This window comes from Pseudomonas sp. ESBL9 (assembly GCF_036668715.1).
Taxonomy (GTDB): Bacteria; Pseudomonadota; Gammaproteobacteria; order Pseudomonadales; family Pseudomonadaceae; genus Aquipseudomonas; species Aquipseudomonas lundensis.
The window spans coordinates 203,739-223,665 of the sequence record NZ_JAZEVV010000005.1 but is presented as its reverse complement, the minus strand read 5'-3'; the positions used below and the strand labels follow the sequence as shown (position 1 = coordinate 223,665).

General features: G+C 58.1%; 21 protein-coding genes. 10 read left to right on the top strand and 11 right to left on the bottom strand.

What is annotated here, in order from left to right; genetic code table 11:
• Positions 1-31: 31 nt before the first annotated feature.
• Positions 32-1,570, bottom strand: a complete 1,539-nt coding sequence (gene murJ, locus V6F78_RS15920) for a murein biosynthesis integral membrane protein MurJ (protein ID WP_047273600.1) — start codon at positions 1,568-1,570, stop codon at positions 32-34.
• Positions 1,571-1,821: 251 nt separating this feature from the next.
• Here murJ and rpsT point away from each other — a divergent pair, with 251 nt between their 5' ends.
• Entirely contained in the window at positions 1,822-2,100 is a 279-nt protein-coding gene (gene rpsT / locus V6F78_RS15915; RefSeq protein ID WP_003443902.1) for a 30S ribosomal protein S20, read from the top strand.
• A gap of 138 nt (positions 2,101-2,238) precedes the next feature.
• On the opposite strand, the gene V6F78_RS15910 is transcribed toward rpsT, so the two are convergent.
• The 5 genes from V6F78_RS15910 to rplU form a co-directional block, all read right to left on the bottom strand.
• Complete coding sequence (locus V6F78_RS15910) at positions 2,239-2,700, bottom strand: CreA family protein (RefSeq protein ID WP_047273598.1); 462 nt, start codon at positions 2,698-2,700, stop codon at positions 2,239-2,241.
• Positions 2,701-2,713: 13 nt separating this feature from the next.
• Positions 2,714-3,832 (bottom strand): glutamate 5-kinase, encoded by a 1,119-nt coding sequence (proB, locus tag V6F78_RS15905; RefSeq protein WP_070411077.1) that lies wholly within the window; start codon positions 3,830-3,832, stop codon positions 2,714-2,716.
• A 123-nt stretch (positions 3,833-3,955) separates the two neighbouring features.
• Positions 3,956-5,182: an Obg family GTPase CgtA gene (gene cgtA / locus V6F78_RS15900; RefSeq protein WP_332727772.1), complete on the bottom strand. Its 1,227-nt coding sequence runs from the start codon at positions 5,180-5,182 to the stop codon at positions 3,956-3,958.
• A gap of 194 nt (positions 5,183-5,376) precedes the next feature.
• Positions 5,377-5,652 carry a 50S ribosomal protein L27 gene (gene rpmA, locus V6F78_RS15895; protein WP_047273595.1) on the bottom strand — a complete coding sequence of 92 codons (276 nt, stop codon included), beginning with the start codon at positions 5,650-5,652 and terminating at the stop codon, positions 5,377-5,379.
• A gap of 34 nt (positions 5,653-5,686) precedes the next feature.
• Entirely contained in the window at positions 5,687-6,001 is a 315-nt protein-coding gene (gene rplU, locus V6F78_RS15890) for a 50S ribosomal protein L21 (protein WP_007901869.1), read from the bottom strand.
• A gap of 241 nt (positions 6,002-6,242) precedes the next feature.
• Here rplU and V6F78_RS15885 point away from each other — a divergent pair, with 241 nt between their 5' ends.
• From V6F78_RS15885 to V6F78_RS15875, 3 genes are all read left to right on the top strand, one after another.
• The gene (locus V6F78_RS15885) at positions 6,243-7,211 is read left to right on the top strand and encodes a polyprenyl synthetase family protein (protein ID WP_047273592.1); all 969 of its coding nucleotides are present in this window, start codon (positions 6,243-6,245) and stop codon (positions 7,209-7,211) included.
• A gap of 154 nt (positions 7,212-7,365) precedes the next feature.
• Positions 7,366-7,707 carry a zinc ribbon domain-containing protein YjdM gene (locus V6F78_RS15880; protein WP_047273590.1) on the top strand — a complete coding sequence of 114 codons (342 nt, stop codon included), beginning with the start codon at positions 7,366-7,368 and terminating at the stop codon, positions 7,705-7,707.
• Between the two features lie 231 nt (positions 7,708-7,938).
• Positions 7,939-8,211 carry a PA4570 family protein gene (locus tag V6F78_RS15875; RefSeq protein WP_047273588.1) on the top strand — a complete coding sequence of 91 codons (273 nt, stop codon included), beginning with the start codon at positions 7,939-7,941 and terminating at the stop codon, positions 8,209-8,211.
• Between the two features lie 61 nt (positions 8,212-8,272).
• Here V6F78_RS15875 and V6F78_RS15870 read toward each other — a convergent pair whose 3' ends face one another.
• Together V6F78_RS15870 and V6F78_RS15865 are read right to left on the bottom strand one after the other, a co-directional pair.
• Positions 8,273-8,890: an FKBP-type peptidyl-prolyl cis-trans isomerase gene (locus V6F78_RS15870; protein WP_047273586.1), complete on the bottom strand. Its 618-nt coding sequence runs from the start codon at positions 8,888-8,890 to the stop codon at positions 8,273-8,275.
• 143 nt (positions 8,891-9,033) lie between these two features.
• Complete coding sequence (locus tag V6F78_RS15865; RefSeq protein WP_047273583.1) at positions 9,034-9,522, bottom strand: TIGR00645 family protein; 489 nt, start codon at positions 9,520-9,522, stop codon at positions 9,034-9,036.
• A gap of 142 nt (positions 9,523-9,664) precedes the next feature.
• Between V6F78_RS15865 and V6F78_RS15860 the strand changes: the two genes are divergently transcribed.
• Positions 9,665-11,497: a hypothetical protein gene (locus tag V6F78_RS15860; protein WP_332727768.1), complete on the top strand. Its 1,833-nt coding sequence runs from the start codon at positions 9,665-9,667 to the stop codon at positions 11,495-11,497.
• Between the two features lie 9 nt (positions 11,498-11,506).
• On the opposite strand, the gene V6F78_RS15855 is transcribed toward V6F78_RS15860, so the two are convergent.
• Positions 11,507-11,824, bottom strand: coding sequence for a PA4575 family protein (locus V6F78_RS15855; protein ID WP_047273579.1), 318 nt, complete (start codon positions 11,822-11,824; stop codon positions 11,507-11,509).
• A gap of 161 nt (positions 11,825-11,985) precedes the next feature.
• Positions 11,986-14,424: a Lon protease family protein gene (locus V6F78_RS15850; protein WP_047279041.1), complete on the bottom strand. Its 2,439-nt coding sequence runs from the start codon at positions 14,422-14,424 to the stop codon at positions 11,986-11,988.
• A 272-nt stretch (positions 14,425-14,696) separates the two neighbouring features.
• On the opposite strand from V6F78_RS15850, the gene V6F78_RS15845 reads away from it, so the two are divergent.
• From V6F78_RS15845 to V6F78_RS15825, 5 genes are all read left to right on the top strand, one after another.
• Positions 14,697-15,185 (top strand): DUF3015 domain-containing protein, encoded by a 489-nt coding sequence (locus V6F78_RS15845; RefSeq protein WP_019411892.1) that lies wholly within the window; start codon positions 14,697-14,699, stop codon positions 15,183-15,185.
• Between the two features lie 75 nt (positions 15,186-15,260).
• Entirely contained in the window at positions 15,261-17,114 is a 1,854-nt protein-coding gene (locus V6F78_RS15840) for an Lnb N-terminal periplasmic domain-containing protein (protein ID WP_332727764.1), read from the top strand.
• Between the two features lie 15 nt (positions 17,115-17,129).
• Entirely contained in the window at positions 17,130-17,435 is a 306-nt protein-coding gene (locus V6F78_RS15835) for a chorismate mutase (protein WP_070411072.1), read from the top strand.
• Positions 17,436-17,524: 89 nt separating this feature from the next.
• Complete coding sequence (locus V6F78_RS15830) at positions 17,525-17,896, top strand: hypothetical protein (protein ID WP_047292021.1); 372 nt, start codon at positions 17,525-17,527, stop codon at positions 17,894-17,896.
• Between the two features lie 45 nt (positions 17,897-17,941).
• Entirely contained in the window at positions 17,942-18,436 is a 495-nt protein-coding gene (locus V6F78_RS15825; protein ID WP_047292020.1) for a GreA/GreB family elongation factor, read from the top strand.
• Here the strand turns inward: V6F78_RS15825 and gdhA are convergent.
• Positions 18,433-19,770 (bottom strand): NADP-specific glutamate dehydrogenase, encoded by a 1,338-nt coding sequence (gene gdhA, locus V6F78_RS15820; protein WP_047292019.1) that lies wholly within the window; start codon positions 19,768-19,770, stop codon positions 18,433-18,435. The genes V6F78_RS15825 and gdhA overlap by 4 nt on opposite strands.
• Between the last annotated feature and the right edge of the window lie 157 nt (positions 19,771-19,927).

Below are 19,927 nucleotides of genomic sequence, written 5' to 3'. Positions count from 1 at the left end.
CCCTAAAACAGACGCCTGACCGGTCATAACCTTACATAAGGGACTTGCGGGCGAAATCCTTCAAACGCAAGCCCAGGACCAGCAACATACCGAAATAAGCCAGCACGCCAGCGACGACCAAAGCCCCCAAGCGCAAAAAACGCTCCAGCATATGACCTTGGTCCCATGCGGGCATCAGTTGCATCAAGCCCAGCAAAACGCCCGACATGACAGCAACTGCCAGAACCAGCTTGAATAGGTATTTAGCCCACCCCGGCTGCGCTACAAACAGTTTTTGACTGCGCAGCTGCCAAAACAGCAGGCCGGCGTTAATACAGGCCCCCACACTGATGGCCAACGCCAGGCCCGCATGCTGCAACGGCACAATGAATACCAGGTTCAACAGCTGGGTCACAATCAAAGTGAAGACCGCAATTTTGACCGGCGTACGGATATTTTGTTGAGCATAGAAGCCCGGAGCCAGCACCTTGATCAGAATAATGCCGAGCAAACCGACCGAGTAAGCAATCAGCGCCTGCTGGGTCATGACCGCGTCACGGGCACTGAACTCACCGTACTGGAACAATGAAACCGTCAGCGGCTCGGACAAAATGGCCAGCGCGAGGGCGCACGGCAACACCAATACAAAACACAGGCGCAGCCCCCAGTCGAGAATCCGCGAATACTCATGCCGGTCTTTATTGGCGTAGGTCTTGGACAACGTTGGCAAAAGGATCGTCCCCAGCGCCACGCCCAGTACACCCGACGGCAACTCCATCAAACGGTCCGCGTAGTACATCCACGACACCGAACCTGCGACCAGAAAGGACGCAAAGATGGTGTTGATGATCAGGGAGATCTGACTGACCGAAACCCCCAGGATGGCTGGCAACATTTGCTTCATCACCCGCCACACGCCGGTATCGCGCAAATTGAGGCGAGGCAGCACGAGCATGCCGATCTTTTTAAGGTGCGGCAGTTGAAACAATAACTGCGCCAGACCACCGGCCAGCACGGCCCAGCCAAGGGCCATCACGGGCGGATCAAAATAAGGTGTCAGGAACAGCGCAAAAATAATCATGCTGACATTGAGCAGAGTCGGCACAAACGCCGGAACCGAGAAACGGTTCCAGGTGTTCAGGATCGCGCCCGCCAGCGACGACAACGAAATCAGCAATATATAAGGGAAGGTCACCCGCAGCATGTCACTGGTGAGCTGGAATTTTTCCGGTGTGGTGGCAAATCCCGGCGCCGTCGCCCAGATCACCCAGGGCGCGGCCAGCATCCCCAGGATCGTGACAATCGCTAACACCAGCGTCAGCAAACCGGCCACATACGCCACGAAAGTGCGGGTCGCCTCCTCGCCCTGCTGATTTTTGTATTCCGCAAGAATGGGCACGAACGCTTGAGAAAAGGCCCCTTCAGCGAAGATGCGGCGCAACAGATTGGGCAGTTTGAAGGCGATGAAGAACGCATCCGTGGCCATACCGGCGCCAAAGGTGCGGGCAATGATGGTGTCTCGGATAAAGCCCAAAACCCTTGAAATCATGGTGATGGAACTGACGGCAGCCAACGACTTGAGCAAATTCATTGAAAGAGTTTTTGCCTATAGAGAAAAAGAGCAGGCGAACAAAGCGTCCACTTATGCGATACTGCGCGCCGCAACAGCACAGAGCCAAGCTCGCGAGTTTACAGGTCAAGCGCCGGAAATAAATCTCCCGTCTCCCTCGATCAACCACTCAGCGGATCGTATCAAACGCCCTTGACAAGCCTTCACGTCATCGGCATGATTCGCGGCCTATTTTGTTTGCTATTTTCTAAAGTCTTTCGAGGAGCTCGACGGTGGCCAACACACCTTCCGCCAAAAAACGTGCAAAACAGGCTGAGAAGCGTCGCAGCCACAACGCCAGCCTGCGTTCCATGGTTCGCACCTACATCAAGAATGTAGTTAAAGCCATCGACGCAAAAGACGCCGCTAAAGCACAAGCTGCTTATGTTCTGGCTGTTCCTGTTATCGACCGTATGGCCGATAAAGGCATCATCCACAAGAACAAAGCTGCTCGTCATAAGAGCCGTCTGAATGGCCACGTCAAGGCGTTGAACCTTGCGACCGCCGCTTAAGCGTTAAGCTTTTTAAAAAACCGACCTCAGGGTCGGTTTTTTATTGCCTGCGATTTAGACCAAACACCACCACCCTGGCCACCACCACAAAAACACAGGCAAAAAAAAGCTGCGATTAACGCAGCCTTTTTATAAAAGTTACTGATGCGGCCACGGCAGAATCGGGATCGCCGTTACTGCATTCTGCGGACTGCCTTCAATCAGGCGATCGCTGTACACCAGGTACACCAGCGTATTGCGTTTTTTGTCGAGGAAGCGCACCACCTGCATGGTTTTGAACACCAGCGAGGTGCGCTCCTTGAAGACCTCATCACCGTCTTTGAGATCCCCCTTGAAGCTGATCGGGCCAGTCTGGCGACACGCCAGCGAAGCCTCTGCACGGTCCTCCGCCAACCCCAGACCACCTTTCATGCCCCCCGTTTTAGCGCGGGACAGATAGCAGGTCACGCCTTCGACCTTGGGATCATCGAACGCCTCGACCACAATGCGGTCGTTAGGGCCAACCAGCTTAAACACGGTCGATACCGTGCCAATCTCTTCCGCCGATGCCAGTAACGGCATGGCCAACATCAAACCTAGCAACCCTTTAATCAAGCGCATTCAAACCTCACATTCAAACCAGAATCAGGTTATCGCGATGAACCAGCTCCGGTTCCGCCATATACCCCAACAAGCTGACAATCGCATCCGACGACTGCCCGATAATTTTTTGCGCTTCCGCAGCGCTGTAGTTGGCCAGCCCGCGGGCAACTTCTCGGCCGTCCGGCGCTACGCACACCACCATTTCTCCGCGACGAAAACCACCCTGAACCGCCTTGACGCCCACCGGCAACAGGCTTTTATTGCCCTGCGACAGGGCCGCAACAGCCCCTTCGTCCAGCACCAGCGTGCCGCGCGTTTGCAGATGCCCTGCCAGCCACTGCTTGCGCGCTGCCAACATGCCGCGTTCCGGCGATAACAAGGTGCCAATGCGCTCACCCGCTTTAAGACGGTCGAGCACCCGCTCCAGACGCCCGCCCACAATAATGGTGTGCGCCCCGGAACGCGCCGCCAGACGGGCCGCACGCAACTTGGTCTGCATGCCCCCGCGCCCCAGCGCACCACCCGTGCCGCCCGCCACCGCATCCAGCGCCGGGTCATCCGCGCGCGCTTCATAAATCATTTGCGCGTCAGGGTTCGTGCGCGGATCAGCATCAAACATGCCGTCGCGGTCGGTCAGGATCACCAACAGATCGGCTTCGACCAGGTTGGCCACCAGCGCCGCCAGGGTGTCGTTGTCCCCGAAACGAATCTCATCGGTCACCACCGTGTCGTTTTCGTTGATGACCGGGATCACACCCAACTCCACCAGGGCACGCAAGGTACTGCGAGCATTCAGGTAACGCTTGCGGTCAGACAAATCGTCATGGGTCAGCAGAATTTGCGCAGTGTGGCGCGAGTGCTCAGCAAAGCTCGACTCCCAGGCCTGCACCAACCCCATCTGGCCGATGGCTGCCGCTGCTTGCAGCTCATGCATGGCACTCGGTCGCACCGTCCACCCCAAGCGGCTCATCCCGGCCGCCACCGCGCCCGAAGACACCAACACCAACTCAACGCCAGCTTCGTGCAGGGCCACCATTTGCTCGACCCACACACCCATTGCCGCGCGATCCAGACCTTTGCCATCTGCCGTCAGCAGTGCGCTGCCGATCTTGACGACCCAACGCTGCGCACCTGTCACCTTGCTCCGCATCATGTTCCAACCTATGCCTGAGAGCAGCGCGACCGAGCGCTACCCGTGGAATTTTTGTGATTACCGTTTCGTAGATGCTAAAACGCCGCTCAATTGAGCGGCGCTGTAGTTTACTGCAACGAATCAGTCGCGGACGTAAATGATTTCTGGACCATCGTCGTCTTCAACATCTTCTTCATCCCAGTCATCGTCACCGATGTCGTGGACGCTCTTCACGCCACTGCGACGCAGGGCACGCTTGTCATCCAGCGCCTGCAACTGCGCACGCGCCTCATCTTCAATGCGCTGATCCAGCTCGGCCAGCTCTTCCTTATAGGCAGGATCATTGGCCAGGCGGTCTGCGCGATGTTCGAGGTAGCGCATGATGTCGTGGCACAGCTTGTCAGTGCCGATTTTGGCAATAGCCGAAATCACATACACAGGACCGGTCCACTCAAGGCGATCAACCACCTCTTTCACCACCGCATCGTGCTCTTCCTGAGGCAGCGAATCGCACTTGTTCAAGACCAGCCAGCGATCACGATCAGCCAGGGCCGGGCTGAACTTGGTCAGCTCGTTAACGATGACTTCAGCGGTATCGGCAGCGCTTTCCGAGCCTTCAACCGGAGCCATGTCCACGAGGTGCAGAAGCAAGCGGGTACGCGCCAAATGCTTGAGGAAACGAATCCCCAGGCCAGCACCATCAGAGGCACCTTCGATCAACCCCGGGATGTCAGCAATGACAAAGCTTTTCCAGCGATCGACGCTGACCACACCCAGGTTGGGCACCAGCGTGGTGAACGGATAATCCGCCACCTTTGGCTTGGCCGCAGACACCGAACGGATAAAGGTACTTTTACCGGCATTCGGCAAGCCCAGCAGACCGACGTCAGCCAGTACTTTCAACTCAAGCTTCAAGTCCCGCTGCTCACCCGGCTTGCCCGGCGTGGTTTGGCGCGGCGCGCGGTTGGTACTGGATTTGAAGCGCGTGTTGCCCAGACCGTGCCAGCCGCCCTGAACCACCATCAGCTTCTGACCCGCCTTGGTCAGGTCGCCAATCACTTCTTGCGTGCCAGCATCAATGACGGTCGTACCGACCGGCACGCGCAGGATCAGATCGTCACCCTTGCGCCCCGTGCAATCGGTACTACCACCGTTCGAACCACGCTGGGCATCGAAGTGACGGGTGTAACGGTAGTCAACCAGGGTGTTGAGGTTTTCGTCGGCGACCATATAGATCGAGCCGCCATCACCACCATCACCCCCGTTAGGGCCACCGTTTTCGATGAATTTCTCACGACGGAAACTCATGCAACCGTTACCACCGTCGCCCGCTTTTACCTTGATCGATACTTCATCAACAAACTTCATAACAAAACGCCTCTCGTCATCAGGACGAGCCGATAAACATAAGACATAAGACTCTTGCAAAAATGAGCGCAGCGACCTCAATCAACGACCGTTAAATCCAGCGCCAGCAGCCCATACAAACAGTTTTGCAAGAGACTCATCCCACAAACGAAAAAGCCCCGTCGCAAGACAGGGCTCTTCCAGCTACCAAGCTATTACGCTGCGACGACTTCAGTCTTCGGAACGATGCTTACATAGCGACGACCGAAGGCGCCTTTAACCTGGAACTTGATCACGCCTTCCACTTTCGCGAACAGGGTGTGATCTTTGCCCATACCAACGCCGTAGCCAGCGTGGAATTGGGTACCGCGCTGACGCACGATGATGTTGCCTGGAACGATAGCCTGGCCGCCATACATCTTCACGCCAAGGCGTTTGGCTTCTGAGTCGCGACCGTTACGGGTACTACCACCAGCTTTTTTGTGTGCCATGAGTCAATTCTCCTAGTGAGGAATTAGGCTGAAATTAAGCCTGAATACCGGTGATTTTGATCTCGGTGTACCACTGGCGGTGGCCCATACGCTTCATGTGGTGCTTACGACGACGGAACTTGATGATGCGGACTTTATCGTGACGACCTTGGGAGATCACTTCAGCCACAACAGTGGCGCCAGGAACAACTGGAGCGCCGATGTTCACGTCGTCGCCATTGGCGACCAACAGAACGCGATCAAAAGTTACGGATTCGCCGGTAGCGATTTCCAGTTTTTCGATCTTCAGGTATTCACCTGGAGCTACTTTGTACTGCTTGCCACCAGTAACGATTACTGCATACGACATGGTATTTCTCCGATAATCCTGCTCACCCAGCGCTTTATAGGTAAAGGTATTGGCTGGCATGGCTGCATGGGGCTGGAACGGCCCAAGTGCAATTGCGTAAGGCAGGTGCTGCCCAGGAAGTTCAGGGTGCGCGATTGTACGCAAGGCAAGAGGACGTTGCAAGGGGCCGCCCATCGCGCCTTGACAGGCCATCCCCCCCGACCTAGCATGCCGCGCAACCCTTCTGGAGCACCTGTCGCTGATGCAACCCCAAGCTTTCTACCGCGCGGTGGCGGACGATTTTAGCGCCGTCGACGGCATCATCAAGAAGCAGCTGACTTCACGCGTACCGCTGGTCTCAAAAATCGGCGACTACATTACTTCGGCCGGCGGTAAACGCCTGCGTCCTTTATTAGTGTTGCTCTGTGGCAAGGCGCTGGGCCGCGAAGGCGATGACTTGCGCCTGCTGGCGGCAACCATCGAGTTCCTGCACACCGCCACCCTGCTGCACGACGACGTGGTGGACATGTCCGGCATGCGCCGTGGCCGCAAGACCGCCAATGCGACGTGGGGCAACGCGCCGAGCGTACTGGTGGGCGACTTCCTGTACTCGCGCTCCTTCGAAATGATGGTTGAGCTGGGCTCGATGCCGGTGATGAAGATCCTGTCGCAAGCGACCCGCATCATTGCCGAAGGCGAAGTGCTGCAACTGTCAAAAGTGCGCGACGCCAGCACCACGGAAGAAACCTACATGGAAGTCATCCGCGGCAAAACCGCGATGCTCTTCGAGGCCTCGACCCACAGCGCCGCGGCTCTGGCGGGTGCAACACCCGAACAAAGCGAAGCATTGCGCATGTTCGGCGATCACCTGGGCGTGGCATTCCAACTGGTGGACGACCTGCTCGACTACCGAGGCGACGCCGAAACCTTAGGCAAGAACGTGGGTGACGACCTGGCTGAAGGCAAGCCGACGCTGCCCTTGATCTACACCATGCGCGAGGGCACGCCGGAACAAGCGGCACTGGTTCGCCAAGCCATCCAGAAAGGTGGCATTGAAGACCTGGAAAGCATCCGCGACGCGGTTGAAGCCTCCGGTTCGCTGGAATACACCGCACAACTGGCCCGCGACTTCGTTGCCCGCGCCATTGTTTGCCTTGAAGCCCTGCCGCCGAGCGAATACCGCGACGCGCTGGTCGAACTGAGCGAATTCGCGGTCGCCCGCACACACTGATCCACACCCGGCGTCAGCCGCTCCCGCTCCCAAGGCCTTCACACGAGGGTCTTGGGCAGTGACGCCAAGCGCATCCCCCCGCACTTTCCCCGCCCGCCGACAAAACCCTATACAATGCGTGCCTTTTAGCCATCCTGACTTTTAAGGAGCGCAAGTGAGCACTTTGCCACCCTGCCCGAAATGCAATTCCGAATACACCTACGAAGACGGCGTACAGCTGGTCTGCCCGGAATGCGCCCATGAGTGGTCTGCCAACGCTGAAGCGGAAGTCGACAGCGACGTAAAAGTCTACAAAGACTCCGCTGGCACTGTCCTGAACGATGGCGACACCATCACCGTGATCAAGGACCTGAAAATCAAAGGCACCTCGCTGGTGGTCAAAGTCGGCACCAAGGTCAAGAACATCCGCTTGTGCGATGGCGATCACGACATCGACTGCAAAATCGACGGCATCGGCCCGATGAAGCTCAAGTCCGAGTTCGTGCGTAAAGTCTGATTTCTGCGCCTTTCCTTCCTGCGCCTGGCGCAGGAAGGTGTTGTTTCCCCGCTCTGCTCCCTATCCCGCTTCCTCCCCTGCCACTGCCTGGTTCAACACGCGACATCAAATCGCCAGCCACTTTGACCGGTAGCAACGTCTTCGCAGAAAAACCGGAAATCCGCCAATAGGCACTTGCTATTAATTGAATAAGAATTATTCTCATTGATATCCATCAAGGAGATGACACCCATGACTTATTTAATAGACGCTTGGCTAGACCGACCACACCCGTACCTGCGAATCCTGCATCGGGAAACCGGGGAAGTGTGTGCCGTACTGGAAGAAGACGCGCTGACTGAATTGCAGGATCAGGGCGACCTGGATTTTTCAGGACTTAACTCAAGCGAGCCGGGAGTGCTTAAAGAGTTGGTGCGAAACTTGTTTCTATTCTGTTACGCCCGGGCGTTGCGCCCTGTCGGCTCGGCTGACACCCATGAGCACCAGGCCAAACTAGAACTATGAAGCCAAACGCGTAATGACGGGCTGGCCAACAACCCGTCATTACCGCTAAACCGTGGCGTTCTTACAGAACGTCCAGCAGCTCAACGTCGAATACCAGCACGCTGTGCGGTGCGATGCTGCCAACGCCTTGAGCGCCGTAAGCCAGTTCGCTCGGCACGTAGATACGCCATTTGCTGCCGGCGTTCATCAATTGCAGGGCTTCAGTCCAACCAGCGATCACGCCACCAACCGGGAACTCGGCAGGCTGGCCACGCTCGTAAGAGCTGTCGAACACAGTGCCGTCGATCAGAGTGCCGTGGTAGTGAACACGCACGGTGTCTTCACGGGATGGCTTAGCGCCTTCACCTGCTGTCACCACTTCGAATTGCAGGCCGGACGCCAGGGTGGTGATGCCGTCTTTCTTCGCGTTTTCAGCCAGGAAAGCCTTGCCTTCGCCCGCTGCGGCTTCTGCCTTGGCAGCCGCTTCAGCTTGCATGATCTCGCGGATCACTTTGAAGCTGGCGGACATTTCTTCCTGGCCAACACGGCTTTCTTTACCGGCGAACGCGTCGGTCAGGCCTGCCAGAATGGCATCCAGGCTAACGCCCGGTGGCGGGTTGTCGCGCAGTTGGTCGCCCAACTGACGGCCAATGCCGTAGCTGACGCGGGTTTCGTCGGTCGACAGATTTACTTCGGACATAACACTGCTCCGCTGTGGGACGCTGCAGGCCAGTCAACTGAACGACTGACCCAAACGCCCTGAACCAAAAAAGGGCGAGCAGACTAACACAGCCCCCAAAGCCTTCGCAGCCCGCGTTGTGCAGGCGCTACCGGCGCCCGGCCTCAATGCTTGGTGATCTTGTCCAGATACCCCATGGCAAATGCCGAGATCACAAATGTCATGTGGATAATCACGTACCACATCAGGTACTGGGGCTCGATATTGCGCGCATCCATGAACACCCGCAGCAGGTGAATCGAAGAGATCGCCACAATCGAGGCCGCGACTTTCATTTTCAGCGACGTGGAATCCATCGTGCCCAACCAGCTGAGCTTCTCTTTGTGCTCGTCGATGTCCAGTTGCGAAACGAAGTTCTCGTAACCCGAAATCATGACCATGACCAGCAAGCCCCCCACCAGCGCCATGTCAATCAGCGACAGAATGACCAGGATCAAGTCCGACTCAGATAGCGCAAACACGTTCGGAATTACGTGAAACACTTCCTGGAAGAACTTCAACGCCAGCGCCAGCAGGCCCAGCGACAAACCAAAATAGATCGGCGCCAGAATCCAGCGCGACGCGTACATTGCATTTTCGATAAAGCGTTCCATTGAAACTCACAGGAAGTGAAAAAATGGGCGCGAGTATATCAGCGGGAATTCACTAGAGATAAAGCCCCGGACACAGTCTGTAAAAACTTTTTCTGCTAGTGTCCACCTACTCGGCATCGTTTACGGACAGGAAACCTGAAGAATGGATCTGCGATTCCCCTTGGCTGGTCTCGGACTCTCATTGGCGCTGCTCGCCACGGGAGGCTGCTCACCGGATGACCAACACCCGCTCGCCAGCCTGGAAGAAAGAACCGCCCAATTCGAACAGAACCTGGACACCATCAAAGACCAGCCACTCAAAGATGCCGTCGCCGACCTTGGCGGATCGCTGCTGTTGCTGGAGCGGGCGCGGCTCAAGCTGCAAGACAAGCCGATTGAAACCGAATACACCACAGACGATCTGGCACTGCTCAACCACTACCCCAGCATTCAGGCGCTGACGGACACCTACATCAATGGCCTGTTTGTCCTGCGTAAAAATGCCAGTTCCGACTACCTGACCGATCTGGAGCCGGTGTTCCCCTTCCCGATCAACAGCGCCTCCGAATTCCCGTTCCCCCACGCTCTGGAATGGCAATCCGTCACCTTGAGCAATAAACAAGAGGTGCCGTTCCAGCCCGAGTGGTCCGAAACCGATCCCGGCATTCAGCTAAGCCCTTCGAGCGCCAACCTGAGCAACCCGGACGACCTGACCGTCACCTACCCTTACATCGACGGCGTTGAGACCGAAAACGGCCAGCAGCCGCAACCGGTGATGCTGCATGGCAAGGTAGAAGTGATTGCGCCGGGCAACGTCGTGCATTTCAAGCTCAACGGCAAAGACGTGGGCCAGACACGGACCGATGGCACCATCAGCGTGACCCTGTTAGCGCTGGGCAAAAACTTCGCTGAAGTCGAGATCCACAACAGCGCCGCGCCCGCCGAGGCTGTGGGGGACACCGAACTGAATCCCTTGATCATTCAGGCCCGCGATCAATCAGGCCAATTCCTCTCGCGCGCAGGCTCGATCAACGAAAATGCCGAGCAACTGGCGTTTTACCAGCAACAGCTAGCCGAGATGCTCAAGCAAACCGCCTGGAGCGAAGCCTTCGAACGACAGTTGGCAGACGAAGAAAAAGCCTTCGAGCAAAAACACCCCAACCACTACAGCAAGGTGTACTTCAACGGCTCTGTCGACACGCTGGACATCAGCGTCATGGACTTCTCCAGCGCCACAGTGACCCGCAAAGCCCTCGACCTGCCGGTACGTCGGCTCGATAAAACCGTGATCAGCAAAGAGGTTCAGCCCCTGCCGCTATCGGTCGTGGTGTACGACGACCAGGCGCCTGCGTACCTGAAAAACGCCAACCTCGACCCTGAGCGCTTAAAAAAGACCGTGACCATCAACCAGTCCATTGACGACGCCAGCGCCGCGACGCTGGAGTTCAGCCACCCCGCTACGTTTAATGACGAGTTGGTCGGCCTGCTGCCCGACGCCTCCCAAGCTCCGGTCACGTTCTTTGCCGAAGATGAAAGTGGCAAGCGCAGCGAGCCGCTGGAGCTGCCGGAAGAAGCCTTCGATGTCGACCCGCACACTGGCGTCATCACCTACGACCTGAACTTGTTCCCGGAAACCCCTGCCTACGCCATTGGCTCGATGCCCATGTACATCGCAGCAGTCGACAAGCAGGTGCTGAACATAGAGCACCTGCCCACAGGGCTGGAGCTTAAGGGCAACGCACTAATAGTCGATCAAAAGGCGTTCCCGTCGGATGCCTGGCGGTTCTACGCCAAGGACGCCACCGGCAACTACCTGAAGGAAGTGCTGGCCGTGAGCCACAGCGCAGAGGCAGAAGGCCCTGCGCTGTTTGACGTGCATTACTTCTATGGCCAGCCGACCCAACTGGAAAGCTATGCCCGCACCGACCTTACCCCCGTGGAATACGGCTTTGAGGTCAAGCTCGACAAGGTGCCGGAGGTCAATCCGCCCCACTGAAGCCTGCGATCAGCGAGACGCGTGACAGCGCGCTCCGTTGATTTGCCGTAGCTGGGCCTGCACATGCAGGCACCAGATCTGCGGATCATCCGCCAGCTCATAACCGTGCAGGGTCAGGCTTTCGACGATGGATTCAAGGATGGTTTCGGCCGCGCTCGGGCCGGGGAACGGGCCCTGGGACTTGATCGTGGTGGGCTGCTCGCCCGCCAGTCCGGCAGCAAACAGCAACGTCCACATACCGGTGCCGCCTGCCAGGGGGCGTACGCTGCACTCGATACGCGTGACCAGCCCCAGGCAGCGGCGGGTAAGACAAAGGTTGCGCGACATGGCGGCGACCCTCGGTGGTTCCTGTATTCAGCCGCACACAACGGGCTGCATCGTTCCAGTGACGACAGTGGAGGTCCATGTGCTGAGAATAGAAGAAAAACGGCGCCCGCCAAGGCGCCGTGACCAACGGAAGGTAAAACGCGTCACCACCGCAGAGGGCGTTACACGGTTTTTTTAGCCGCCAGGGTTTCGGCGATCAGTTCTTTTTCCGCTTCTTTGAGATCTTCATCGCTGATCATCTCTGCAATCACCCGCAGGCGTTCGACCACCCGCGCATTGACGCTGCCCTCCGGGAACTGACCTTCAGCGTCCGGCTCGCCCGCAGGCTCGCCCACCAACAAGCTCAGGGCTTCGTCTGCCTGACGCACCGCGTAGACGTGGAACTTGCCTTCGCGCACGGCCTGCAACACTTTCTCATCCAGCATCAAGGTGGCAACGTTGGCTTGAGGGATGATCGCACCCTGCTCGCCGGTCAGCCCGCGAGCCTCGCACAGACGGAAGAAGCCTTCGATCTTCTCGTTGACCCCGCCCACCGCCTGCACTTCACCGAATTGGTTGATGGAGCCGGTGATTGCAAAACACTGCTTGAGCGGCGTTTTGGACAGCGCGGAAATCAACGTGCAAGCCTCGCCCAGCGAAGCACTGTCGCCGTCCACGTAGCCGTAGGACTGTTCCAGCGCGATGCTGGCCGAAATCGCCAGCGGGAATTCCTGGGCATAACGACTGCCCAAGTAGCCGGTCAAGATCATCACGCCCTTGGAGTGAATCGGCTGCCCGAGGTTGACTTCGCGTTCGATGTCGACAATTCCGCTGCCGCCCGGGTACACCGTGGCCGAAATCCGCGCCGGCACGCCGAACGCTGAATCCCCCACTTCCAGCACGGTCAGGCCATTGCATTTGCCGACAGCGGCGCCATCGGTGTCGATCAGGATGATGCCTGCCAGCATGTCATCGAGAATCCGCGCCGACACACGCCCGGTACGGGTGGCCTTGGCCTTGAGCGCACGTTCGATGTGCCCGGCGTCGGTCATTTCATCGTTGGCCAGATGACGAATGAAATCCGCCTCGCTGACCAACTGGAACAGATCACCGATACGAGCCGACAACCGCCCCTGATGCTCCGCCAGCCGCGCGCTGTAGGTGGCCAGTCGCGCAACCGCATCGGCCGTCAGTGGCGCCATGCCTTCTTCAGACGTGCGCGTGGTCAGCAGCTGTGCAAACTGCTCAAGGCTTTCGTCGACCATCGGGATGTCTTCGTCGAAGTCCACCAGCACGCGGAACATCTCCTGGAAGTCCGGGTCGAGGTCTTGCAACGTGTAATACAGCTGACGGGCACCAATGATGATGACCTTGACCTGCAACGGGATCACTTGCGGGGTCAGCGTCACGGTCGCCAGGCGGCCCATTTCACCCAGCGGCGACTCCATTTTCAGCTTGCGCGATTGCAGCGCGCGCTTGAGCGCATCCCACACGAACGGCTCACTGAGCATCTTCTCCGCTTCAAGAATCAAAAAACCGCCATTGGCACGGTGCAACGCACCCGGCCGCAACTGGCGGTAGGTGGTGTAGAGCGCGCCCTGATCGGTGCTGTATTCAATACGACCAAACAGGTTGTCGTAGGTCGGGTGCGGCTCAAACACCACCGGGGCGCCGCCGCTCATCGGCTGACCCACCACCAGGCTTGGCAGGTATTGCTCTTCGAGCAGCTTGCGCGCCTGCGCATCGGTCTTGCTGTCGTCGACCAACTGCTCGACCACGGTTTTGAGCAGATACACCTGCATGGCCTGCAAATAACCGCATACCGCACCGTTCTCGGCGTACTTCTGCGACAGCGGCGCCAGCAACGGTTGCAGCGCCAGGGTGATGGTTTCTTCGTTCAGGTGACGCAACTGGTTGTTAGACTCGCGCTTCCATTGCGGCAGGCTCGCCAGCTCTTCGTTAAGACGCTCTTCGAGCTGCGAAATGTCTTCGTGAAAACGCTCGCGCTCTTCTTCGGGCAACTGCGAAAACTCGGCTTCATCCAGCGCCTTGCCATCGCTCATCGGTGTGAAGGCGACGTTGCTGCTGTCGCGGTACAGCGCCACGCCCTTCTCCAGCGCCAGGCGCTCGATCACGTCCAGCGCCCGGTCATAACGCTGGTTGAAACCCCGGTCGATGGCGCTTTTGCGCTGTTGGTACGTCGGGTGTTCGAACACCGCCGGGAAGGTCGCCAGCAGGTTATCGATCAACCCATTGATGTCCGCGATGAACGCACCGGCGCCACTGGCCGGCAACTCCAGCGCCCGCGGTTCACGCGGGTCATCGAAATTATTGACGTACACCCAGTCGCTGGGCGACTTCAGGCGTTTGCCTTCAGCCTTGAGGTAACGCTTGACGAACGAAAAACGCCCGGTGCCGGGCTCGCCCATGACAAACACGTTGTATCCCGGACGCGGCATGGCCACGCCAAACTGCAAGGCTTCGACCGCACGCTCCTGGCCGAGAATGCCGCGAAAAGGCTCCAGATCATTGGTGGTAGAGAAGCTGAACTGTTCAGCGGAAAACGGACGGGTCAGCGCGTCAGGCGCTAGACGCAAGCTGGCAGCAACAGAATCAGGCATCGGGCTTCCTTACATCGGGCGGGGCAGATGGCAGCATTCTGGCGCTGGCCGTACGCCACTGGCAAGGCGCACGATGCTCGAATTCCCGAGGCCCTGTATTTGCGGGATTAAACTGCGCTCGATCAATGATTGTTTTGCAAAAAATAACGGAACCTGCAGAACGTGCCTAGACTCCAAGGTGTTACGCGGCCGGAAGTCATAACTGGCCCGTACTGGCGCTTCAGGGCCAGACACCCTTGTCCATTGGTTGCACACACATAGAGAACAAAGCTATGAAACGGATTCTTCTCGGTACTCTCTTCACTGTTGTTTCCCTCAATGCCATGGCTCAAGCACCAGGCGGCCCAAACTGCGGTTGGGGCAACATGCTGTTTGAAGGCCAGCGCGGCACACCGGCCCACTTCCTGGCCTCTACCACCAACGGCACCTCCGGCAACGCCACTTTCGGCATGACGTCCGGTACCAACGGTTGCACCACCAAAGACGCGCTGACCTACGGCGGCAAATCGTGGATTGCCATGAATGGCATGATGAACGAGCTGTCCGAAGACATGGCTAAAGGCAACGGCGAAGCACTGACCACCTACGCGGTGGTACTGGGTGTCGCCCCTGAAGACCGCGAGCATTTTGCTGCTGTCACCCACGAACACTTCCAGCAAATCTTCAGCAAAGCTGACGTGACGGCCGATGACGTTCACAACAACACCCTGGCTGTCCTGAAAAGTGACGCACGCCTGTCCAAATACGCCACTGCTGCGTAAATGAGACCTACCCGCTCCTTTCGGAGCGGGTATTCTTGCGCTTCATTTCTCTTTGCCTGACAACAGTTGCCCACCATGCTCAAACGCCTTGCCTATCTGGCGCTCTGTGCCTGCGCCCCGTTATATGCCGCGCCCCAAATCGACAATCAACGTGTGCAGCAGTTGGCCAACGACCCTTTCTGGATTTCCCTCGGGCATTACGAAGCCCGCGCACTCGGAGGCTGGCGCAGTTACGTCAGCGACGACAAATTCTTCATCGCCCCCGACGGCGCCCAACACCCGGACGCTGAACTGCGTGCCACCGTCGAGGCGCTGTATTCGCCGTTGAGCCTGGGGGATAAACACCCGCAGTGCGTGTACCCGGCCCGCACCCGCTGGCTCAAGGCCCAATTGAACCTGACCGACCTGCCGCCAGCCCCCTGCGCGGAGTTCACGCAATGGTTCAAAGACGTGGCCCCGCACAGCACGGTCATGATTTTTCCGGCGGCCTACCTCAACAGCCCCTCATCGATGTTCGGTCACACCTTGCTGCGCATCGATCAGGCGGACGTGCAAAGCAACAAAACCGCGCTGCTGAGCTATGCAATCAACTTTGGCGCCTACATCGAAGGCTCCGACAACAGCATTCTGTATGCCTGGAAAGGGCTGGCTGGTGGCTACCCGGGCCTGTTCGCACTGGTGCCATATCAGGAAAAACTGTCGGAATACCGCAGCCTTGAAAACCGCGACCTGTGGGAATACCGGCTCAACCTGACCCCCGAAGAAACGCAGCGCATGGTCGAGCACGTGTGGGAGCTCAAACAAATCCAGTTCGACTACTTCTTCTTCGATGAAAACTGCTCATATCGCTTGCTGGAGCTGCTGCAGGTGGCGCGCCCCGGCCTGCAACTGACCACCCAATTCCCCCTGACCGCCATCCCCACCGACACCGTCAAGGCCGTCAAGGAAGCAGGCCTGGTCGAAAGTATCGAATACCGTCCGTCCCGCGAGCGCGAGCTGCTGGACCGGGCCAAAGCCCTCGACCCTGAAGAACAGCAATGGGTGCTGCAGGTCAGCGCGGATCAAAAACAATTGCAAAACCCGGATTTCAAAGCACTGCCCGGCGCGCGTCAGGCGTTGATTATCGATGCGGCGTATCGCCTTGAACGCTACCGCGCCAACGGCCTAGAGCGAGACACCGACCGTTCGCAGCGCAGCTTTGAACTGCTGCGCGCGATCAACCAGAATCCGGCCCCGCATCTGCATGTCGAAAAACCCGAGCTGCCAGAAAACGGCCACCAATCGCGTACCTGGCAAGTGGGCGTCGGCAGCCGTGATGACAAGGCTTTTGGCGAGTACGGCCTGCGCATGGCCTACCACGACCTCAACGACAACGCGCCGGGCTTCCCGTTGGGCGCGCAAATCGAAATCCTGCAACTCAAACTGCGCCAGTACGAAGGCAACCACTGGCAAATCCAGCAGCTGGACCTGGCCAACATCCGCTCCCTGACCCCGCGCAATGACTTGCTTAAGCCGTGGTCCTGGCAAGTGGGTGGCGGGCTGGAGCGCGTGCTCGGCAAACATGGCGATGAAACCCTCGTCAGCCACGTTAACGGCGGCGCAGGTGGCACCTGGCAACTGGCTGACGAGGTACTGGGCTTTGCTCTCGGCACCGTGCGCGTGGAGCACAACAACGACTTCGCGGCGTTCGTGTCACCTGCGGCGGGCTTTAACACCGGCGTGCTGTGGCGCAACCCGATCGGCAACCTGAGCCTGGAAGCCAAGGGCGATTACTTCACCAACGGTGAAATACGCCGCACCTTAAGCCTGAATCAACAATGGGAACTGTCGCGCAACCTCGGTTTACGCCTGACAGCCCAGCGCGAATTCAGCCACCTGACCTCGCCCGTGAACGAAGTGATGCTGGAAGTGAAGTGGTATCACTACTAAAGGGAGCTTCACCACATGACGGTAACGTGCCACACCCTTGAAGAGGTGCGCTCACACATCGACGAACTGGACCGCCAGATCGTCGGCCTGATCGCACAGCGCGGGGCGTATGTTTCGCAGGCTGCGCGGTTTAAAAAGGACAGCAACGCAGTCAAAGCGCCGCAACGCGTGGAGCAGGTTTTCCTCAAAGTCAGGGCATTGGCCGACGAACTCGGGGCCAACCCGCAGGTCACCGAACAGGTGTACCGCGCCATGATCGCGGCCTTTATCCAGCAGGAACTGGCTGAACAGTCGGCTCTCGGGGCTCAACCTGATCACTGACATCGCATTGACATCGGCTTGACGTCCCACTCACAGATCCCGGCCTACACTCACCGCATCAGCCGTTCAACGGTGCACTGAGGTGGGTTATGTGGCGCAGGTGTGTGGGGTTGGGGATGCTGATTGTGCTGTTGGCCGGGTGTGAGACCACCCATCAGGACCTGCTGGCCAAAGGGTATCCTCCCGCCTTTGCAGACGGTTTCGATGATGGGTGCAGCAGTGGCCGGCAAGCGGCCGGGGTGATAACGGGGGAATTCAAGAAAAACGTCCCGCGCTACCTGAAGGATTCGACCTACGCTCAAGGCTGGGATGATGGCTTTCGCCAATGCCAGGCCATGCGCGAAAACCAGGACCGGGAGCAATATCAGGACCGTCATTGGGATGAGCGCGAACGCGATTGGCAACACGAGAAGGATGTCGACGCTGCTCGTGCTTATCGCTCGCACTCATCTGAACCTTGATCGGCCCGCGGGCTCTCAACCTTATCGCCATAAGGGACAGTTGCCATGAGCCGCGCATTTGTAAACGAAGACAGCGCTGCTGACCACGCCAATGCCCCCATTGAGCGTCAGGTCAGCAGCCAGCCCAATTACGTCACCGCCCAAGGTCAAGCTTTATTGCAGGCCAAAGTCAGTGAGCTACAGGCTGAGCATGCTCACGAGACGGCGAAAGGGGATGAGGCCGACAAGCAGCGTTTGGCTGATCTTGAGCGTGACCTGCGCTATTTCAATCAGCGCTTGCTCAGCGCACAGGTGGTCGCGCCCGCGACTTCGACGCAGAAGGTGCAGATAGGCAGTTGGGTGACGTTCGTCGATGAACACGACAATGAGCAACGGGTGCAACTGGTCGGCGAAGACGAGGCCGATGCCACGAAGGGGTTAATCAACTGGGGCTCGCCACTGGGCCGTGCGCTGTTGGGCGCAGGCCCCGGCGATGAAGTGTTGTGGCTTCGACCTGCCGGGGATTTGCAGGTCGAGATCGTTCGCGTGGACCGGGCTTAAACCACGCCCTGCGCGAGCATGGCATCGGCCACTTTGACAAAACCGGCGATGTTGGCGCCTTTGACGTAGTTGATGCGGCCGTTTTCTTCACCGTAGTGAACGCAGGCGTGGTGGATCGATTGCATGATGTTGTGCAACTTGCTGTCCACCTCACCCGCCGTCCACAGCAAGCGCATGGCGTTCTGCGACATTTCCAGACCGCTCACGGCCACACCGCCCGCATTGGAGGCTTTGCCCGGTGCGAACAAAATGCCCGCCTCGATAAACAGGTCCACCGCTTCCAGCGTGGTCGGCATGTTGGCGCCTTCGGCCACGCACCCACAGCCATTGCTCAGCAATGTGCGAGCGGCTTCGGCGTCCAGTTCGTTCTGTGTTGCGCAAGGCAGCGCAATGTCACAGGGCAGATGCCACGGATGCTGGCCCGCCAGAAACTCCAGACCAAATTGCGCCGCCAGTTCGCTGATACGTCCGCGCTTGACGTTTTTCAGCGCCATCAGCGCTTCCCACTGCGCGTCGTCCAGACCGGCTTCGCAATACAGGGTGCCTTCGGAGTCCGAGAGCGAAATGACTTTGCCGCCCAGGTCCATGACTTTGCGCGCGGCATACTGCGCCACGTTACCCGAGCCGGAAATCGCAACCCGCTTGCCATCAATACGCTGGCCGCTGCGCTTGAGCATTTCCTGCGCAAAATACACGCAGCCAAACCCGGTGGCTTCCGGGCGAATCAGGCTGCCGCCGTAGCTCATGCCTTTGCCGGTCAACACGGAGGTGAACTGGTTGCTCAGGCGTTTGTATTGGCCAAAGAGGAAGCCAATCTCACGGGCGCCGACGCCGATGTCGCCAGCGGGCACGTCCACGTCCGAACCGATATGACGGTACAGCTCGCTCATGAAGGCCTGGCAGAAACGCATGACTTCCGCGTCGCTCTTGCCCTTGGGGTTGAAATCCGAGCCACCCTTACCGCCGCCCATGGGCAGCGAGGTCAGGGAGTTTTTGAAGGTTTGTTCAAACGCCAGGAACTTCAACACCCCCAAATTCACCGACGGGTGGAAGCGCAAGCCGCCTTTGTAAGGGCCAATGGCGCTGTTCATCTGAATGCGGAAGCCGCGGTTAACCCGCACTTTGCCTTCGTCATCCACCCATGACACGCGAAACACAATTGCCCGCTCAGGTTCGCAAATACGTTCGAGAATCCCGGAAGTCAGGTAGTGCGGATTGGCTTCGAGAAAAGGCCACAGGCTGCGCAGGACTTCTTCCACCGCCTGGTGGAATTCTGGCTGGTCTGGGTCGCGTTTTTTGAGGCGGGCAAGGAAGTGCTCGACGGATTCGATCATGGGTAAGTCTCGGCAAATTTATTGTCGTTAAACGGAGATTGGCCGGAACTTTATCAATTCATGTCGCACCGCGACAGCGCAAAATGTCGCAGTTCTGAATTTAAATGGTGCTTTTCTATAAATAGCGATGATTTTTAGAGGTTTTGCGCACCAAAAA

Coding starts and splice junctions, on each gene's coding strand:
- murJ (WP_047273600.1), bottom strand. CDS start 1,570: ATGAATTTGCTCAAGTCGTTGGCTGCCGTCAGTTCCATCACCATGATT.
- V6F78_RS15910 (WP_047273598.1), bottom strand. CDS start 2,700: ATGCGCTTGATTAAAGGGTTGCTAGGTTTGATGTTGGCCATGCCGTTA.
- proB (WP_070411077.1), bottom strand. CDS start 3,832: ATGCGGAGCAAGGTGACAGGTGCGCAGCGTTGGGTCGTCAAGATCGGC.
- cgtA (WP_332727772.1), bottom strand. CDS start 5,182: ATGAAGTTTGTTGATGAAGTATCGATCAAGGTAAAAGCGGGCGACGGT.
- rpmA (WP_047273595.1), bottom strand. CDS start 5,652: ATGGCACACAAAAAAGCTGGTGGTAGTACCCGTAACGGTCGCGACTCA.
- rplU (WP_007901869.1), bottom strand. CDS start 6,001: ATGTCGTATGCAGTAATCGTTACTGGTGGCAAGCAGTACAAAGTAGCT.
- V6F78_RS15885 (WP_047273592.1), top strand. CDS start 6,243: ATGCAACCCCAAGCTTTCTACCGCGCGGTGGCGGACGATTTTAGCGCC.
- V6F78_RS15875 (WP_047273588.1), top strand. CDS start 7,939: ATGACTTATTTAATAGACGCTTGGCTAGACCGACCACACCCGTACCTG.
- V6F78_RS15870 (WP_047273586.1), bottom strand. CDS start 8,890: ATGTCCGAAGTAAATCTGTCGACCGACGAAACCCGCGTCAGCTACGGC.
- V6F78_RS15865 (WP_047273583.1), bottom strand. CDS start 9,522: ATGGAACGCTTTATCGAAAATGCAATGTACGCGTCGCGCTGGATTCTG.
- V6F78_RS15860 (WP_332727768.1), top strand. CDS start 9,665: ATGGATCTGCGATTCCCCTTGGCTGGTCTCGGACTCTCATTGGCGCTG.
- V6F78_RS15855 (WP_047273579.1), bottom strand. CDS start 11,824: ATGTCGCGCAACCTTTGTCTTACCCGCCGCTGCCTGGGGCTGGTCACG.
- V6F78_RS15850 (WP_047279041.1), bottom strand. CDS start 14,424: ATGCCTGATTCTGTTGCTGCCAGCTTGCGTCTAGCGCCTGACGCGCTG.
- V6F78_RS15845 (WP_019411892.1), top strand. CDS start 14,697: ATGAAACGGATTCTTCTCGGTACTCTCTTCACTGTTGTTTCCCTCAAT.
- V6F78_RS15840 (WP_332727764.1), top strand. CDS start 15,261: ATGCTCAAACGCCTTGCCTATCTGGCGCTCTGTGCCTGCGCCCCGTTA.
- V6F78_RS15835 (WP_070411072.1), top strand. CDS start 17,130: ATGACGGTAACGTGCCACACCCTTGAAGAGGTGCGCTCACACATCGAC.
- V6F78_RS15830 (WP_047292021.1), top strand. CDS start 17,525: ATGTGGCGCAGGTGTGTGGGGTTGGGGATGCTGATTGTGCTGTTGGCC.
- V6F78_RS15825 (WP_047292020.1), top strand. CDS start 17,942: ATGAGCCGCGCATTTGTAAACGAAGACAGCGCTGCTGACCACGCCAAT.
- gdhA (WP_047292019.1), bottom strand. CDS start 19,770: ATGATCGAATCCGTCGAGCACTTCCTTGCCCGCCTCAAAAAACGCGAC.